Genomic DNA, 16,592 nt, shown 5'->3' with positions numbered 1-16,592 from the left:
GTCGTTCACAAATCCCCTGTGGGAGCGAGCTTGCTCGCGATGGCGTCATCAGCAACACCACATCGTTAAAAGCTGAACACCACCAGCCCAACCAATGAGGTCTGTATCCTTCTCAGCGGCACAAACCCAATCGTTCATGCCAGTCGGCGATGGATTCCTCGGGATAGACGTCGAACTGCAGGTCCTTGGGATGCACCTCGACCTCCACCCACGGCGCTTTGGAACCGAGCATCAAGTGCGTGTGTTCCGGCGGCACGGGCAGCGGGGTGTCGATGGCGGATGCAAACGGATGAATCAGCTCCGGCCATTCAGGGCTGAACAGCCATAATCCGGAACCGCACAAAGAACAGAAATGCCGCTCGGCGCTGCTGCGTCGGGCGCGCTTATCGCCTTCGCCCTTGAGTCGTGCATGGTAAATCGAGATGTGCTTGCGGCCACGCACGGTGAGGCTTTGGGCATCGCCACCGAGGTTGATCGCATACCCGCCACCACCCTGGGTCTTGCGGCAGATCGAGCAGTAGCAGCGCTGGTAAGGGTAGGGGTGGGCGCTGGTCAAACTGAACGACACGGCGCCGCAATGGCAGGAACCTTCGAGCTGCATGGGAACCTCCGACGAGTCTGGGACTGACTCGGTACAGCCTAGACCGTCAGCGCTCCTCGACTGGTGGCAGCATCACATCGTCGGATCACCTGTGTCAGGTCCCGCTGGACGCCTATCGATCGCCAAGGCAGCATGGGCGCCTTCATCACAGGGGCTGAACCCATGCGACGATTGCCTTCTTTGGCAGCACTCAGAACGTTCGAATGCGCCGCCCGGCACGCCCATTTCGGTCGCGCCGCCGCCGAGCTGTGTGTCACCGACAGCGCCGTCAGTCATCAGATTCGCCAACTCGAAGAACACTTGGGTGTCTCGTTGTTCATCCGCGAGGGTCGGCAAATCCGTCCGACCATGGCCGCTGGCCGTCTGATGCAAATTCTGCAGCAAGCGTTCGAACTGATCGGCGATGCCTGCGATGAATTGCGCGATCCGTCATCGCTGGCCGTGTTGCGCCTGGCGGTCACCGCCGAGTTGACGCAAAAGTGGCTGATGAGTCGCCTGACAGACTTCTACGCCCGCTACCCGCACATCACGCTGCACCTCTACGAACAACCGATCGACGCCACGGCGCCGGGAGAAGACATCGACCTGGCGATCACCTACGGCACTGGCCCGGTCGACAGCAGCGCGTACTTCGTGCGCCCCTTGCCCGCGTTGCAGTTCTTCCCGGTGTGCAGCCCCGGCCTGTTCAACCAGGGCACCCTGAAAACGCCCAAGGATCTGGTGCGCCACTGCCTGCTGCACGACGATCAGGACGGCAAGACCTGGACCGCGTGGCTGACCAGCCATGCCGGCGATCAGCGTCCCGAACGCCAACTGTATTTCGCCCATGCGGGCCTTGCGCTGGAAGCGGCGGCCCAAGGCCAGGGCGTGGCGATGGGCGATAACCTGACGGCGCAGGAGGATTTGCTCAGTGGCCGTCTGGTCCGGCCGTTCACCTCAAGCATGACAGCGCTCGGCCAATACGCGCTGGTGTGCGAGCGGGTGCGCCTGGAGCGCCCAGCCGTTGCGCAGATGCTTGAATGGTTCAACGATCAGTTAATCGATTGATGAGTTGAATTCAACTATTCCGAAATAATCATCGTTGGTGAGCAGGGCGCTCACCCCCTTAGCCTGTGGTCATTCCAATCCCCGCTGATGAGGTTTGACCATGGCACGTTTGCTCGATTCCACTCCCAAACTCGACGGTTTCCGCCTGCCTGGCGAGTTTGAAACCAAGTCCGGTTGCTGGCTCGGCTGGCCGGAGCGCACCGACGTCTGGCGCAACGGCGCCAAGCCCGCGCAGAAAGTCTGGGTGCAGATTGTCAGCGCCATTGCCCAAAGTGAACCGGTGACGGTGTGTGCCTCTGCCACCCAGTTCGCCACCGCCCGCCGCCAGTTGCCGCCTCAGGTGCGTGTGGTGGAAATGACCTGCAACGACACTTGGTTTCGCGACAGCGGCCCATGCTTTGTGGTCAACGACGACAGTGGCGAGGTGCGCGGCGTCGACTTTGAGTTCAACGCTTACGGTGGCCTCGACGGTGGCTTGTACTACCCGTGGGACAAGGACGACCAGATCGCCAGTAAAATCCTTGAAATCGAACGCTTCGACCGTTATCGCGCGCCGCTGATTGCCGAACTGGGCGGCATCCAGAGCGACGGCCAGGGCAGCATCCTGACCACCGAACAATGCCTGCTCAACCGCAATCGCAACCAGCATTTGGGCAAGGACGAAGTCACCCGTCGCCTGACCGATTACCTCGGTGCCGAACAGATCATCTGGCTGCCGCGCGGTTGCAAGTTCGACGAAACCGATGGCCACGTCGACGACCTCGCGTGCTTCGTGCGTCCCGGCGAAGTCGTGCTGCAATGGACCGACAATCGCGATGATCCGCAGTGGGAAATCTATCAGGAGGCCTACGACATCCTGCGCAGCACCCGCGACAGCCGTGGCCGTGAGCTGATCGTGCACAAACTGCCGCAACCGGATGTACTGGAATGGACCGCCGAGGAAGCCGAAGGCCTGGATCAGCAAGACAGCACCCATACCCGCCAGGCCGGGACGCGGATCTGCGCGTCGTACATCAACTACTACGCCGGCAACTCCTCGATCGTTGTGCCGTTGTTTGGCGATCGCAACGATCAGGCGGCCCAGGCGACCCTCGCCGAACTGTTCCCGCAGCACAAGATTGTCGGCATCGAAAACTCCCGGGAGATCCTCCTCGGTGGCGGCAATGTCGCCTGCATCACCATGCCGCAATACGCGGCGCCTGCCGGCAAACAAGGAGTGTGAACATGGGCCTGCACAAACTGACTCAAGCGTTATTGCTGGTGCTTGCACCCTTGTGTGTGCAGGCCGCCGACACTCCGAAACTGGTGGTGAACCTGTACATCTGGGGCGAGTACCTGGCCCCGGATACGCTGAACAACTTCGAGAAAAAAACCGGCATCCATGTGGTGGCCGATCACTTTGATTCGCTGGAAACCGTCGAGACCAAATTGCTGACCGGTCGTAGCGGCTATGACCTGGTGCTGACGGCGGGGCAGCACTTGTCCCGGGCGATCCAGAGCGGGGCAATTCAGACATTGAACCACCAACGACTGCCGCACTTTGCCGGTGTTGGCGAAGAGTTTCGCCAACACATGGCGGCGTTCGATCCAGGCAATCGTTACGCCGGGATTTACGCCTGGGGCACCACCGGCGTCGGTTATCAGGAAGAGGCGATCAACAAGCGTTTGCCCGATGCGCCACGGGACAGTTGGGCGATGCTGTTCGACCCGGCCGTGGTGTCCAGATTTGCCGATTGCGGGGTCAGCCTGCTCAACGATCCCAACGAGGTATTTGCTGCGGTCATGAAGTACATGGGCCTGGACATCAACCGTCAGAACCTCGATGACCTGAAACTGGCCGAGCAGCAACTGGCGAAGATCCGGCCGTACATCCGCTACTTCGACAACGACCTGAACATCAGCGACCTGGCCAACGGCAACACCTGCGTGGCGATGTCGTGGAACGGCAACGTGGGCATCGCCGCCACACAGGCCGAGGCTGCGCACAAGCCATTCAAGCTCAGTTACCGGATACCGAAGGAGGGCACGTTGATCTGGTTCGACGCCATGGTCATTCCCAAGGATGCGCCCCACCCTGAGGCCGGGCTGGCGTTGATGGACTACCTGATGACGCCGGAGGTGATTGCACCGATCACTGACACCATCCACTACGCCAATGCGATTAGCGCGGCGGACGGGTTGATTGACCCGGCGATTCGCAATGATCCGGGGACGTATCCGTCGGCGCAGGTGAGGGCTTCTTTGTACAGCAAGAATGACAATGACAAAGCGTTCAACCGGGCGCTGATTCGGGCGTTCAGTCGGTTGAAGTCGGGGTTGTGATTGGCCTTGAGTGATGAGGTGGGCTTTCGGCCGCCATCGCGAGCAAGCTCGCTCCCACAGGGGATTTGTTGTGGGCGCGGGCTGGTTCCGGAGCTACTTGCCGGTCATTCGCCACAAATACCAGGACGCCACCGTTCGATACGGACTCCACGCCAAGCCAATCTCGACCATCTGCTTGCGCGTTGGCTGCACCTCCAGTCCCTTCAAGCGCCGATATCCCTCGCGCACCCCGAAGTCATCGGCAGGCAAGATGTCCGGCCGCTCCAGGCTGTAGATCAGCAGCATCTCGACCGTCCAGCGGCCAACCCCGCGCAAGGTAATCAAGCGTTCGATCAGCGCTTCATCGTCCATGGCCAGTGCCGTTGCGTAATCCGGCACTACGCCGTCGAGGGTGGCCTGTGCTATTCCCTGAATGGTCGCAATTTTGCCGGCGGAAAACCCGCAACTGCGCATCTGGTCAAAGTCAGTGGCGATGATCTGTTCCGGCCTCGGAAACGCCACCGACGGAAACAACGCCAGGAGCCGCCCGACAATCGCATCGCCGGCCTTGGCGTGCAGTTGTTGATAGGCAATCGCCCGCACCAGCGATTCGTAAGGATCGCGAGCCGGGTGCGGTTGATGCAGGCAGGGGCCGATGGCCGCGATATGGCGCCGCCAGTCGTCATCGATGGACGCCAGGAATTGCGTCGCGTCCTGATAAGGATCGGCCATGTCGATCAAGCTTTTGCCGCAGGTTTTAGCAGGGCGTTGACTTCGCCATAGGTGAAGGCCTTGAGGTGGCTGCTGTCGAGCTTGCCGGTTTCCAGGAAGCCTTTGGCCAAGGAGGCCATTGCCCCATAGAGAAACTCGGCGATGCCCGAACCGGCACTCAGGCGACGCACGCCGAGTGCTTTGAGTTCCTCAAGCGACGGCAGCCCCGGAAGTCCGAGCACGTTCACCGGCAACGAGGTGCCTTGGCACAACGCAGCGATCTCGTACTCGGCCGTCACGCCCGCAGCGAACAAGCCGTCAGCGCCCGCTGCCTGATACAACGCGGCGCGTTTGAGGGTTTCGGCGACGCGGTCTTCAGCAGGCACCAGGCCTTTGAGGTAAACATCGGTGCGGGCATTGATGAACAGCTTCACTTGGCGTAGTTCGGCAACCTGGCGGGCGATTTCGATCTTGTGTGCCAGCAACTCGGGCGGCGAAGCGCCGTCCTCGATGTTGATCCCGACTGCGCCGGCCGCGATCACCGCATCAATGACCTCGGCAACCCGCGCCAGGTCGTCGGAATAACCCGCCTCGATGTCCACGGTCAACGGCACCGAAATCACGCGGGCAATGGACTCGACGGTCGATATCAGGCGTTCGAGGGGCAGGGCATTGCCGTCCGGGTAGCCATGCGCCCACGCCACCGCGGCGCTGCTGGTGGCCACGGCCTTGCAGCCCAGTTGCTCGACGATGCGCGCGCCGGTGGCATCGGCGACGTTGGTCAGGATCAACAGGCCGTCGTGGTGCAGTTGATGAAGTTGGATGTCCATCGTGTGTCCTTCCTTAAGACGTTTGGTGAAAAGCAAGGGATCAGAATGCGAGCTGTTCGGTCACCTGCACGGCGGCTTTTTCCAGCCGGAGCAAAAATGCCTTGCGCGGTTGTCCTCCACCATAGCCCGTCAGTGAGCCGTCTGCACCGATCACCCGGTGGCAGGGCAGCACAATCGAAAGACGGTTATGCCCGTTGGCCAGGCCCACCGCACGGCTGGCGCCAGGCTTGCCCAGTTTTGCGGCAATGGTGCCGTAGGTGCTGGTCTGGCCGTAAGGAATCTTCGCCAGTTCAGCCCACACCTGGCGGGCAAATTCGCTGCCGGGCAAGTGCAGCGCAACGGTGAACCCGGTGAGTGTGCCGGCGAAATACTGCGCAAGCTCGGCTTCAATCCGCTGCAGATGCGCGTTGTGTCCGGGCGCTACGGCATAGCCATAACGGGTTTGCAGCTCTTCGACTTCCTTGGTCAGCGCCGGTCGATCGAGAAACTCCAGCAGCACCAGGCCGCGACGCTCAGCCATGGCGATCATCGGCCCCAGCGGCGTGGTCAGTCGGGTAAACAGCAGCGGCTCACTGTTGGCCGCGCGGCCCGGAGTGATGTGAAAGGATTTTTGAAACGCATCGCGGAAACCGCTCAGGGATTCGTAGCCCGAGTCGAACGCAGCGTTGTCGATGGAATTCCCCTGTTTGATGCCGCCCAGCGCCATGCCCAGGCGTCGGGTGCGCAGCCAGGCGTGGAAGGTCGTGCCGAAATGCTGTTTGAACCAACGGCGCAGTTTCAGCGGCTCGATGCCTTGCGCCATGAGCTGGGCGTCGGTCCAGCGCAGGTCGGGATCGGCGTCCACGGTCTTGAGCAACGCCTGCACCCAATCCGGCGCAATGGCGGCGGCGTCGAGGGGCTTGCAGCGCAGACAAGCGCGATAACCTGCCGACAGGCACTCATCGGCATGGGCGAAAAACTCGACGTTCTCCGGCTTTGGTTTGCGCGCCGTGCAACTGGGGCGGCAGAAGATCCCGGTGGTCTTGACCGCAGTGAAGAACACCCCCTCGTAGGCGGTGTCCCGTTCGAGCATGGCGCGGACCATCTCGGCGTGGGGCGGAAGCAAAGCGTTCTGTAGGTTCATGGACTGAGCATAAAACGCGTTGGCCGACGCCTCCACCGGAAAATCGACAGAGAATTGTGCCGCCTCAGATCGAGCGTTGATTGACCCGTTTCGACAATTCTTCAGCGCTCTCTTTGCGCTCCGAATAACGATCGACCAGAAACTCCTCACGACCTCGCACCAGCAGAGTGAACTTCATCAGTTCTTCCATCACATCCACCACACGGTCGTAATACGCAGAAGGCTTCATCCGGCCCGCTTCATCGAATTCCATGAAAGCCTTGGGCACCGACGATTGGTTAGGGATGGTCAGCATGCGCATCCAACGGCCCAGCACGCGCAGCTGATTGACGGTGTTGAATGACTGGGAGCCGCCACAGACCTGCATCACCGCCAGGGTTTTGCCCTGGGTCGGACGAACCGCGCCCATCGCCAGCGGGATCCAGTCGATTTGCGCCTTGAACACCGCCGACATCGAACCGTGGCGTTCCGGTGAGCACCAGACCTGGCCTTCGGACCAGAGCACCAGCTCGCGCAGTTGCTGGACCTTCGGGTGGTCGCTGGACGCATCGTCGGGCAGCGGAAGGCCGCTAGGGTCGAAGATCACCGTTTCGGCGCCGAGCAGACGCAGGATCCGCGCGGCTTCTTCGGTCAGCAGGCGGCTGAAGGAGCGCTCGCGAGTCGAGCCGTAGAGCAGCAGGATGCGCGGTTTGTGGGCGCTTTGATCTGTAAGTGTCAGCAGTTCCAGATCCAGATTGGGCAGGTCGTCGTTCATCACAAGGTTCCAATGCGGTCCAGTTCGACCTTCAGTTCTGCGTGCGAAAGGGTGTTCAGGTCCAATGCGAAGAAGGCCGCAGAGCGTCGTTTGATTGTTTCGACCGTGTGGTCAAAAGCGGCCTGGATCGCTTGCTCGGTGCCATGCACCTCCGATGGATCGGCCAGTCCCCAATGGCTTTTGAGCGCTGGCCCGAAGTAGACCGGGCAGGCCTCCCCAGCGGCCTTGTCGCAAACAGTGATGACGATATCCGGCGGTGAATCGGCGAATACCGAGGAGTCTTTGCTATAGAGGCCGTCGGTCGAGATACCGAGGGTGTGCAGGGTTTGCACGGCTTGGGGGTTGAGCCGCCCGCTGGGGAAGCTGCCGGAACTCACTGCGGTGAAACCGGCAGGTGCCAAATGATTGAACAGTGCTTCGCTCAACACGCTGCGGCAGCTGTTGGCGGTGCACATGAAAAGAACCTTGGTGGGGCGTAAGTTCATTGCGACGGCTCGAATATATGGATATTCGAATATACGTATGCTCGCTGAAAATGCCAATCCACTTTTTTCGACCTTTTAATGTTTGTGCCGGTGATGGATGTCCGGAAAGTGTGGATGACTGTGGCGGATCGGCGTGTGCTGATGTTCATGACTGTGCGGCTCGACTCCGTCCCACTGGAACGCGTGTTCATGCTGATGATGTTCGTCATGAACGTGTCGGTGACTATGAAGGAGGGCGAGGTGCTGATGTTCATGGGCATGACGTTCCTTGAGGTGTATCCAGACGCCCAGCCCCATCAGCAATGACGCCCCCCAGAACGTCAGGGTGACCGGCTCACCGAACAGCACAATGGCAATCGCCGCCCCCAGGAAGGGCGCCGTTGAGAAGTAGGCCCCCGTGCGTGCGGTGCCCAGCCCGCGCAGCGCCAGGATAAACAGCACCAGACTGATCCCGTAGCCGAGGAAGCCGACGATCAACGTCGGCCCGAGCACCGCGATGTGCGGCAGTTTGGCGCCCAGCGCCAACGCCAGGGCGCAGTTCACCAGTCCTGCGGTCAGCCCCTTGATGCCCGCGATGAACACAGAGTCGGAGGCCGATACTTTGCGCGTCAGGTTGTTATCGATGGCCCAGCAGACACATGCCAGCGCCACGGCCAGCGGTCCGATCCAACTCTGCGATTGCGCCGAACCCTGCGGCCAGGCCAGCAATAATCCGCCGGCGACAATGGCCAGCATCCCGGCGACGATCCGTCGGTCGGCGTTTTCCTTGAACACCACCCACGCCAGCACGGCAGTCAGCACCGATTCGAGGTTGAGCATCAAGGACGCGGTGGCGCCGGAAGTCAGGGTCAAGCCGAACATCAGCGCGACCGGTCCAAGCACGCCGCCAAACGCGATAGCACCGATCAGCCAGGGCCATTCTGATGCTTTGAGGCCGCTGGGCTGCCAGCCACTGTCGCGGATCAGCCTGAGGAGTGTCAGGCCCAGTCCGCTGCCCAGGTACAACAGCCCGGCCAGCAGGATCGGCGAGAGGTTCAGGCCCAACGCCTTGGCCAATGGCGTGCTCGCTCCAAACAGCGCAGCGGCGCCCAAGGCATAAACAACATTCAGGTTCATTCGAAGCTCGACAGGTATTGAAGCGGGATGCTTCGCAGTGTGAACCCGTGTCGAATCCCGTCAATCCCCTGAGCTCAGGCTCGGCGCGCCATCAACAGCACCGAAGCCGCTGCCGACAACAACCCCGCGCAGCAACGGTTGAACATTCGTTTGCCCCGAGGCTCGGCAAACCAGCGACGCATGTGCAGGCCCATGTAGGCGTAGGCGCTGATGGCGATCCATTCCAGCATCAGAAACAACGCACCGAGCAGCGCGAATTGCGGCGTCACGGTGTGAGTCGGGTCGACGAACTGGGGCAGGAACGCGGTGAAGATGAGGATGGCCTTGGGGTTGCCGGCCGCCACCAGAAACTCCTGCCGCGCCAGCGCCATGATGCCGACTGGCGCACTCGTCACTACGTTTTCGGCGCCGGGGTCGGCTCGCCACAATTGCCAGGCGAGGTAAAACAGATACGCCGCACCCACAATCTTGATGCCGTAGAACAGCAATTCAGACGTTTGCAGCACCACCGCCAACCCGGCGGAGGCGAGGGCGATCATCCCGGCAAACGCCAGCAGCCGACCGATGCCGGCCACGCAGGCCATGCGGTAGCCGTAGCGGGTCGAGTTGCTGACCGACAGCAGATTGTTCGGGCCGGGCGCCATGTTCAACGCGAAGCAGGCGGGCAGAAACAGCGAAAGGGTGGCGAGGTCCATGACAGGTCTCCAGAAGCAAGAGAACGCTAGTTTTATCACGGACGACGAAGGCTTTCCCGGTACAGCGGTGCGCGCAGGCCGCAGTACAATTTGGCCGAGGTTATTTGGCGAATCTTCTCGCACCCACCACACACAGGATCACCGCCACGGTAACCCCGAGCATGCCGAGGCTGACGTGCTCGTGCAGCAACGTGGCCGCCAGTGCCAAGCCAAAAAAGGGTTGCAGCAGCTGCAGCTGTCCCACCGCGGCAATTCCTCCTTGGGCAAGCCCGCGATACCAAAATACGAAACCAATCAGCATGCTGAACAGCGAGACGTACCCCAGGCTCAACCAGGCTGGTGTGCTGATGCCCGAAAAAGACACGGGGGCCAGCCACCAGGTCAGCGGCGCCACTACTGGAAGCGACAACACCAGCGCCCAGGAAATCACCTGCCAGCCGCCGAGTGTCCTGGAAAGCTTCGCTCCTTCGGCATACCCGAGCCCGCAGGCAAGGATGGCCAGCAGCATCAGGACGTCGCCAGCGGGGGAGGCCGTCAGCCCCTGAGCAAGGGCAAACCCCACCACCAGCAAACTTCCCAGGACCGAGAAGCACCAGAACGCCGGTCGCGGACGTTCACCGCCGCGCAACACACCAAACGCAGCCGTGGCGAGCGGCAACATGCCGACGAAGACGATGGAGTGCGCCGACGTCACGTATTGAAGTGCCAGTGCCGTCAGCAGCGGAAACCCGATAACAACGCCCATCGCCACGATAACCAAGGGCAGGATCTGGTGCCGCGCAGGACGCTTTTCCTGCAACAGCAGCACAAGGCACAGCGCCAGAACCGCGGCGATGGTCGCGCGTGCGACCGTCAGAAAGACCGGATCGAACTCCAGGACGGCCACCCGGGTAGCGGGCAGTGAGCCGCTGAAGATCAGGACGCCGATGAGCCCATTGATCAGCCCGCTCGCGTTCTTTTCCAGTGACTGGTGTTGCAGGTTCGATGCGCGTTCCATGGGAGTCCACTCACAGTTCGGGGGTTGCCTTGTGGGCATCGTATGGCCGAGTATCGATACAATCAAAAAATTGTCATGGATACATTGTGTTATGCCTCGCTCTCGCTACAAATCGCTGGTGGACGCGTTTGCCGCCGATATCCGCGCCGGGCGTTTGCCGCCGGGTACGCGTTTGCCGACACACCGTCAGCTCGCTACCACGGAAAAACTGGCCTTGGTCACGGCCAGCAGGGTCTATGCAGAACTGGAGGCGATGGGGCTGGTCAGCGGTGAAACGGGGCGCGGAACGTTCGTCAGGGAGACGTCGCTGCCACCGAGCCAAGGGATTCACCAGCCGGCGGTGGCGGTCGGCATGGTCGATCTCAACTTCAACTATCCCTCTGTGCCGGGGCAGGCCGACCTGCTACGCAATGCCTTGCGCCAGCTCGCATTGTCCGGTGACCTGGAGTCGCATCTGCGTTACCAGCCGCATGCGGGCCGCCTGCATGAGCGGGCATCGATTGCGCGCCATCTGCTGACACGCGGGCTGAGTGTTCAGGCCGAACAGGTGTTGATCGTCAGTGGCGCCCAGCATGGATTGGCCGTGACCCTCATGGCGCTGCTGCAACCCGGTGAGGTGATCGCGGCTGATGCGTTGACCTATCCGGGGTTCAAGGTGCTGGCCGAAACGCTGCACCTTGAAGTCGTACCGATTCCGCTCACTGATCAGGGGCCAGACCTGGAGGCGCTTGAAAAACTCTGCCGCAGCCGTTCGGTGCGTGCCGTCTACAGCATGCCGACGCTGCACAATCCACTGGGGTGGGTGATGCCCGCCGATCAACGGGATCGCCTCGTGTCGATTGCGCGCCAGCATGACCTGCACATCATCGAAGACGCTGCCTACGCGTTTCTGGCACAAGATCCGCTGCCGCCGATTGCGCACCTGGCGCCCGAAAGAACGGTGTACGTGTCGGGCTTCTCCAAGAGCGTCGCCACCGGTTTACGCGTCGGATTCGTCGCCGCCCCCGCGCACCGGGTGGCGGCGCTGGAGCGCACGATCAGGGCGACCACCTGGAACACGCCCGGAGTGATGACCGCGATTGCCTGCGCCTGGATCGATGACGGGACTGTCAGCGCGCTGGAAGCGCAAAAACGCGCCGATGCGCAGGCCCGACAAGCCTTGGCTGACACCCTGCTGACGGGGCTGCCCTACATTCGTCATCCTTCTTCCTACTTTATCTGGCTGCCCTTGTCGGAAGACGCGAGAGCCGATCAGATCGCCGTGGCGTTGCTGCGTGAACAGGTGGCGGTTTCAACCGCCGAACCGTTTGCGACCTCTGTTCATGTGCCGCACGCGATCCGGTTGGCGCTGGGGTCGGTGGACATGGACTCGCTCGCGGCGGCACTGGTGAAAGTGAAGCGGGTGGTGGGGGCGTTTACCTGACTTAGGCAGTTTTCTTCAATACGCAGGGTAGGGGGATCAGTACGTTGAGCGCTGATTTTCCTGAATTGAAGAAGGTGTGCAATGAATCTGATTATTTCCATGGCCACATTTGCCCTGGTGGCTTCGATAACGCCTGGGCCGGTAAACATTGTCGCGTTGAGTTCGGGGGCGCAGTTTGGTTTTCGCGCCAGTCAACGGCACGTCGCCGGGGCCACGTTGGGGTTTGTTCTGTTATTGGTCTTGATGGGGCTGGGCTTGCATGAGGTGTTGCTCCTTTGGCCGGAATTGACGCGTGTGATGCAACTGGCCGGCGTGGCGTTTCTGTTGTTCATGGCCTGGAAACTGGCGGCGGACGATGGTCGTATCGATGCCAAAGAGTCGCACCGGGCACCTTCAATGTTGTACGGCGCAGTGATGCAGTGGCTCAACCCAAAAGCCTGGCTGGCCTGCGTGGCGGGCATGGGCGCGTTCGTCGCGGACGGCGAGGCGCGGCTGGTCTGGCAGTTTGCGGCGGTGTATCTGGTGATTTGCTACGTGTCGGTGGGGTGTTGGGTGTATGCCGGTACATGCCTGCGGGGTTACCTCAGTAACCCTGCAGGGATGCGGTTGTTCAACCGGGGTATGGCGATCCTTTTGGCGCTCTGTGCGGTTTACCTGCTATTGCCTTGACACTCAGGACAGGCCGCTAAGGGCATTTTCGGTTGTAACGGACAGGGCAGTGAAACGTCCCTTTCGCAACTCCGAGATGGCAAAAACAATTCGGGCGGCCCTGCCATTGCCGTCGGCAAAACTGTGATACCCCAGCAAGGCACCGAATAACTGCTTGTTGAAGTGTTCGGAACTCGCGTCCAGTTTTGCTACGTGTTTTTCCAGTAGATGAGCACCGGAAATGCTCGCGGGGTATTTAGCCAGTCCTGTCGGAGAGCGGTAGGTTTTTTCGGGGTTCGCAATGGCTTTTTTATGTATCTGTCTCAACACCGACGGATCATTAAGCGAGTCGCTACCGGCGGCGTATTCACGAAGTAACGTCTTTAACGTTTCCAGGTCATTTTTGGAACTGGAGGCGTTGAAAATCCAGGCTGCGGCACGTTCCACATCATCGATCAGACCACCAGGATTGAAGGTGCTTTCGTTCTCCATGCCAATGTAGGGGGGCTTGCCAAGGTCGAGTTTAAGCAAGGTGTTCTGATGTGCGTTCATGAAGTTGATGTTTTTGACCTCCACCTTCAAGACGTTACTCAAAATGTCCGGTAATGCTGAAGGGACATCTTTGTAGAGGTGCAGGTGCGACAGATTATATTTTTGCACCTCATGTTTAACGATGCTGTCGACAGCGTCCGCTGGCAGAACGGTTTTTAAATTTTCCGCACCCTCGGATCTGAGCACAATGTCGCTCAGCGAGCTCTCCAGCAAATGCTTGATTTCAACATTGGAGAATTCGTTCGCCAGCATGCTCTCGTTACTCTTCGATAAGCGTTGCAGAACGTTCTCTGCATCGAGTAAATCAGGGTCTTTAAAAACGAATCTGCCATGCTCCAGCATGGGAAGAGCCAGACGGGATTCGGCCGCAGAATTGAGTTGCGAGGCCCGGACAAAATCGTAAGCGTCCGCGCCTCCCGTCAATTTTCGCAGTTGACCGGTAGCCAGTTCGAATCCGCTACTGCCCAGCTTGCCAATGCGCACGGCACCTTTACCCAGCAGGGTGGGAATGCCATCCACGGGGTTAAACAGTGACAGCGAAAACTTCAAACTCAGCCGGGTAACGGACGAAATTTTTGAACCCAGGCTGCCTGCCTTGAAAAGCAGGTTGGCTGCGGTGCCTGCAAATCCGATAAAGGGCAGCAACACGGCGGCACCATCCAGTAAACAACCCCATATTCCGCTGGTCCTGCGGTCCTTGTCCCCGGATTCGAGGTCTTCAATACAGCTTTTGAATGGAATGATGATATTGGAAATGGTGTCCGCCCATCTGACGTCCTCTTCTAAACGCAGCTCAAATTCTGTTTTGTCGAAACCTGCCGAGATCAGTGAGTTTTTTGTCACGTACAGCGCTTCGGACGCGATGAAGCGAGCGATATCCTTGAATGCCATAGAACGGAAAGCCAGCAGTGGAGACCGGTAATCAGCTGTGCTCCCTGTTCGTCTGGGCAGCAAAGACAACAGGTCTACGTTGAAGAACTGATGAACCACATGCTTCGATGGCTTGCCGTTGAAATATGCATCCAGATCGATCGCCGCATGAAGCGATAGTGCTCCACGGTCATTCGCAACCAACGCTTGAGGTATGAAATCGTCGATTTCATCTACGAGCCCGGAAACTCTGAAAGCTTCTGCCAGGGACTGATTTTTTTTGCAGTCGCCGGTAAGTGTATTCAGTTCGTAGCAATGGAGTTCGTTGCCCAGTGTCGCGGTGATGATCACACCAAATCGGGCGCGGTCCGTGGGCTGTATGGGCTGGCTGTTGAAAGGGTCTCTCGACAAGTATCGGCGAAGCGAAAATACACCGATCTCGCCAACGCCCAATTGGCCGCGGTCTTGTTGTGGAAGAGATGCGAGCGCATGGCGAATGACAGTGGATGTCGCTTCTTTCAAGCGTTTGAGATGAGCGTCAACTGCCTGGTGGTAAATCTCGTTTATCAATGGCAGCGTCAACAATTGTGGAAACAGCGTGTAAATATCCATGCCGACCCTATGCCATTTCCTGTCCGCCAGGTTATTGGAGAGGTAAGCGTCCAGGATCGATAAGGTCATGGGGTGTTGGCCGGAAAATCCCGCGCTCGTCTTGAGAACTTTCGTTTCTAGAAAGTCGCAATCAGGTACGTGAAGTTTCAGTGTTTCAAGTGCGAGTTTCTTTCGGCTGGGAAACGGTGTCGACAGCGTGTTTGCGCAATGACTCAGTTCGTCCAGGTAGTGATTGTATTGTGTGCTTGCAGCGTTGATCGCTTCCTGGCTGAAGTGACTGTCCGAATCTCGAGGTATGGATTCGTTGATCAGTGCCCAGTACAAAACTGGTTGAACCGTGGATGCGTTATGTAGTAACTGCTGTCGATGACTAATGGGTGCGATCATCGCCCGCTTTAGTAGTTCCTCATAGGTTAATAGTTGAGATGAACCTGCTGCATTGAACTCAGCCAGCAGGACGGCGCGATTCAATACGACCCAGGCAGTCGAACCCATTTGTAACCCGGTCGGTGCATCTTGTACCAGAAACGCTGGCGCTAGTTCAGTCAACAGAGCGTATACAATCATTGGCACAGCGACAGGATCAATATATTTTCCGTTGCTGGTCACATTATTCGCAAAATGACTTTCCAACTCCGCGCGGACCTCCAGCCAGCTCTTTTCGACATTGGCGGTGGCGTATAATTTATATCCAGCAATATTGATTTCAGACGTCTTGTTATCAAGGCTGATTCTGAGGTCGAGCATGATCGCTGCCAACAATACCTGTCGGCCCAATACAATGTTCGATACGGCGTCCATCCTGGCGTCATACCAACCCAGTGCCTCGGTGTAATGACGAGCGATCGCGCGGGTTTCCGGTTGACTTAACAACCACTTCAAGTCGTCGTAAGTTTGCGGCTGGATCGCGTTCGGCGAAGGCTGGGTGCCATGCCAGGAAATGACGCTCATCAAGTGGTTGATAAGCAATTCATTACCATCGAGCAATTGGTCGGTTACTTTCCACAGTGTCGAACGATGTTCGGCCGTCAGCTCATATCTGGAGTGGGCAGCGCTGGCGAATACTTCACAGAAATTGCTGCGCCCTTTGGCGTCTTCAACGCTGAAAAAATCCAGCAAATTTGCTGCCTGGTCGGCCGTTTGCGGTACGTCGACTTCATGAAAGCGCAACCATTGCGCAACGCTGACCAGCGAAGTCGAGCTGATGCCCGAAGTGGTTCGCGCTTGTGTTTTCAGGGTGTTCAGCTCTTCTTCAAGCTCTGCAACGTGCTCGATCTCACTCGTGATGTCGTGTCGCTCGAACACGTTACGAAAGCGAACACCCAGAGCAGAGTGAAAAATTTGTTTGTGAACTTGTTTTAATGCCAGGAGGCGGCCATGGGTATCGGTGTGAAAGATGGTTTCTTCCGGTAATGATAGTTTTGCACGGGCATCAATAAATGCTGGATGTTGAATAAGACCTGTCAATAATAGTTTTCCGGGTCTGTGTGCTTTATAAAACTGCGAGTCCTCGGTGATGTGAAGATAAAAATTATCAAAGCCGCCGAGGTTGAAGAAGTCTGGCTGATTGGTTGAGATGCCCAAGGCTTCAGTCGTCTGATTCTTTTCGCTGAGTTCCGGGTCGGAATAACTAGTGCTGAAGTTGGCGGCGTTATAAATAACGAGGTTGTCATTCATCGGTGGGCAATCCTTTGCGCATTGATATATTAATAAGTTGCACACCCGGGGCGGGCTCGGAGTAGGTGGTGTTGAAAGGTTAGCGAACAACACTGTTCACTCACAACGGCTATCTGTTGTCCTGATGTGTCTGCTAATAGCGCTGTTATA

At 58.8% G+C, this 16,592-nt stretch carries 15 protein-coding genes; 5 read left to right on the top strand and 10 right to left on the bottom strand.

Annotated elements, in window-relative coordinates; genetic code table 11:
• Nucleotides 1–112: 112 nt before the first annotated feature.
• Nucleotides 113–601: a GFA family protein gene (locus ACM6I0_RS12205; protein ID WP_414922380.1), complete on the bottom strand. Its 489-nt coding sequence runs from the start codon at nt 599–601 to the stop codon at nt 113–115.
• Nucleotides 602–763: 162 nt separating this feature from the next.
• Here ACM6I0_RS12205 and ACM6I0_RS12200 point away from each other — a divergent pair, with 162 nt between their 5' ends.
• The 3 genes from ACM6I0_RS12200 (at nt 764) to ACM6I0_RS12190 (ending at nt 3,970) form a co-directional block, all read left to right on the top strand.
• On the top strand, nt 764–1,648 hold the full coding sequence (locus ACM6I0_RS12200; RefSeq protein WP_414922379.1) for a LysR substrate-binding domain-containing protein: 885 nt from the start codon (nt 764–766) through the stop codon (nt 1,646–1,648).
• A 100-nt stretch (nt 1,649–1,748) separates the two neighbouring features.
• Entirely contained in the window at nt 1,749–2,870 is a 1,122-nt protein-coding gene (gene aguA, locus ACM6I0_RS12195; protein ID WP_285431297.1) for an agmatine deiminase, read from the top strand.
• Nucleotides 2,871–2,872: 2 nt separating this feature from the next.
• Nucleotides 2,873–3,970, top strand: coding sequence for an extracellular solute-binding protein (locus tag ACM6I0_RS12190; protein WP_414922378.1), 1,098 nt, complete (start codon nt 2,873–2,875; stop codon nt 3,968–3,970).
• Nucleotides 3,971–4,063: 93 nt separating this feature from the next.
• On the opposite strand, the gene ACM6I0_RS12185 is transcribed toward ACM6I0_RS12190, so the two are convergent.
• From ACM6I0_RS12185 to ACM6I0_RS12150, 8 genes are all read right to left on the bottom strand, one after another.
• A complete protein-coding gene (locus ACM6I0_RS12185) occupies nt 4,064–4,681 on the bottom strand; it encodes a DNA-3-methyladenine glycosylase family protein (protein WP_414922377.1) in 618 nt (205 codons plus the stop codon).
• Between the two features lie 5 nt (nt 4,682–4,686).
• The gene (locus ACM6I0_RS12180) at nt 4,687–5,490 is read right to left on the bottom strand and encodes an isocitrate lyase/PEP mutase family protein (RefSeq protein WP_414922376.1); all 804 of its coding nucleotides are present in this window, start codon (nt 5,488–5,490) and stop codon (nt 4,687–4,689) included.
• A 40-nt stretch (nt 5,491–5,530) separates the two neighbouring features.
• Nucleotides 5,531–6,613 (bottom strand): bifunctional transcriptional activator/DNA repair enzyme AdaA, encoded by a 1,083-nt coding sequence (locus tag ACM6I0_RS12175; protein WP_414922375.1) that lies wholly within the window; start codon nt 6,611–6,613, stop codon nt 5,531–5,533.
• 64 nt (nt 6,614–6,677) lie between these two features.
• Nucleotides 6,678–7,367 (bottom strand): arsenical resistance protein ArsH, encoded by a 690-nt coding sequence (gene arsH / locus ACM6I0_RS12170; protein WP_414922374.1) that lies wholly within the window; start codon nt 7,365–7,367, stop codon nt 6,678–6,680.
• Entirely contained in the window at nt 7,367–7,852 is a 486-nt protein-coding gene (locus ACM6I0_RS12165) for an arsenate reductase ArsC (protein WP_414922373.1), read from the bottom strand. Before ACM6I0_RS12165 ends, arsH begins: the two co-directional genes overlap by 1 nt.
• 75 nt (nt 7,853–7,927) lie before the next feature.
• Nucleotides 7,928–8,968, bottom strand: a complete 1,041-nt coding sequence (locus ACM6I0_RS12160; RefSeq protein ID WP_414922372.1) for an EamA family transporter — start codon at nt 8,966–8,968, stop codon at nt 7,928–7,930.
• A gap of 74 nt (nt 8,969–9,042) precedes the next feature.
• Nucleotides 9,043–9,663: a LysE family translocator gene (locus tag ACM6I0_RS12155; RefSeq protein ID WP_414922371.1), complete on the bottom strand. Its 621-nt coding sequence runs from the start codon at nt 9,661–9,663 to the stop codon at nt 9,043–9,045.
• Nucleotides 9,664–9,763: 100 nt separating this feature from the next.
• Nucleotides 9,764–10,660 (bottom strand): DMT family transporter, encoded by an 897-nt coding sequence (locus ACM6I0_RS12150; protein WP_414922370.1) that lies wholly within the window; start codon nt 10,658–10,660, stop codon nt 9,764–9,766.
• A gap of 91 nt (nt 10,661–10,751) precedes the next feature.
• Here ACM6I0_RS12150 and ACM6I0_RS12145 point away from each other — a divergent pair, with 91 nt between their 5' ends.
• Nucleotides 10,752–12,083: a PLP-dependent aminotransferase family protein gene (locus ACM6I0_RS12145; RefSeq protein WP_414922369.1), complete on the top strand. Its 1,332-nt coding sequence runs from the start codon at nt 10,752–10,754 to the stop codon at nt 12,081–12,083.
• 81 nt (nt 12,084–12,164) lie between these two features.
• Entirely contained in the window at nt 12,165–12,752 is a 588-nt protein-coding gene (locus ACM6I0_RS12140) for a LysE family translocator (RefSeq protein WP_414922368.1), read from the top strand.
• A 3-nt stretch (nt 12,753–12,755) separates the two neighbouring features.
• Here ACM6I0_RS12140 and ACM6I0_RS12135 read toward each other — a convergent pair whose 3' ends face one another.
• A complete protein-coding gene (locus ACM6I0_RS12135) occupies nt 12,756–16,442 on the bottom strand; it encodes a hypothetical protein (RefSeq protein ID WP_414922367.1) in 3,687 nt (1,228 codons plus the stop codon).
• Between the last annotated feature and the right edge of the window lie 150 nt (nt 16,443–16,592).

The sequence above is a fragment of the Pseudomonas sp. IT-P294 genome (genome assembly GCF_949767865.1).
In the GTDB taxonomy this organism is placed as follows: domain Bacteria; phylum Pseudomonadota; class Gammaproteobacteria; order Pseudomonadales; family Pseudomonadaceae; genus Aquipseudomonas.
The sequence above is the reverse complement of the archived record's forward strand: the minus strand, read 5'-3'. Positions and strand labels throughout refer to the sequence as shown.

Excerpts from the sequence above, each read along its gene's own strand:
- ACM6I0_RS12205 (WP_414922380.1), bottom strand. The coding sequence starts at position 601 with ATGCAGCTCGAAGGTTCCTGCCATTGCGGCGCCGTGTCGTTCAGTTTG.
- ACM6I0_RS12190 (WP_414922378.1), top strand. The coding sequence starts at position 2,873 with ATGGGCCTGCACAAACTGACTCAAGCGTTATTGCTGGTGCTTGCACCC.
- ACM6I0_RS12155 (WP_414922371.1), bottom strand. The coding sequence starts at position 9,663 with ATGGACCTCGCCACCCTTTCGCTGTTTCTGCCCGCCTGCTTCGCGTTG.
- ACM6I0_RS12165 (WP_414922373.1), bottom strand. The coding sequence starts at position 7,852 with ATGAACTTACGCCCCACCAAGGTTCTTTTCATGTGCACCGCCAACAGC.
- ACM6I0_RS12160 (WP_414922372.1), bottom strand. The coding sequence starts at position 8,968 with ATGAACCTGAATGTTGTTTATGCCTTGGGCGCCGCTGCGCTGTTTGGA.
- ACM6I0_RS12135 (WP_414922367.1), bottom strand. The coding sequence starts at position 16,442 with ATGAATGACAACCTCGTTATTTATAACGCCGCCAACTTCAGCACTAGT.
- aguA (WP_285431297.1), top strand. The coding sequence starts at position 1,749 with ATGGCACGTTTGCTCGATTCCACTCCCAAACTCGACGGTTTCCGCCTG.
- ACM6I0_RS12140 (WP_414922368.1), top strand. The coding sequence starts at position 12,165 with ATGAATCTGATTATTTCCATGGCCACATTTGCCCTGGTGGCTTCGATA.
- ACM6I0_RS12180 (WP_414922376.1), bottom strand. The coding sequence starts at position 5,490 with ATGGACATCCAACTTCATCAACTGCACCACGACGGCCTGTTGATCCTG.
- ACM6I0_RS12200 (WP_414922379.1), top strand. The coding sequence starts at position 764 with ATGCGACGATTGCCTTCTTTGGCAGCACTCAGAACGTTCGAATGCGCC.
- arsH (WP_414922374.1), bottom strand. The coding sequence starts at position 7,367 with ATGAACGACGACCTGCCCAATCTGGATCTGGAACTGCTGACACTTACA.
- ACM6I0_RS12150 (WP_414922370.1), bottom strand. The coding sequence starts at position 10,660 with ATGGAACGCGCATCGAACCTGCAACACCAGTCACTGGAAAAGAACGCG.
- ACM6I0_RS12185 (WP_414922377.1), bottom strand. The coding sequence starts at position 4,681 with ATGGCCGATCCTTATCAGGACGCGACGCAATTCCTGGCGTCCATCGAT.
- ACM6I0_RS12145 (WP_414922369.1), top strand. The coding sequence starts at position 10,752 with ATGCCTCGCTCTCGCTACAAATCGCTGGTGGACGCGTTTGCCGCCGAT.
- ACM6I0_RS12175 (WP_414922375.1), bottom strand. The coding sequence starts at position 6,613 with ATGAACCTACAGAACGCTTTGCTTCCGCCCCACGCCGAGATGGTCCGC.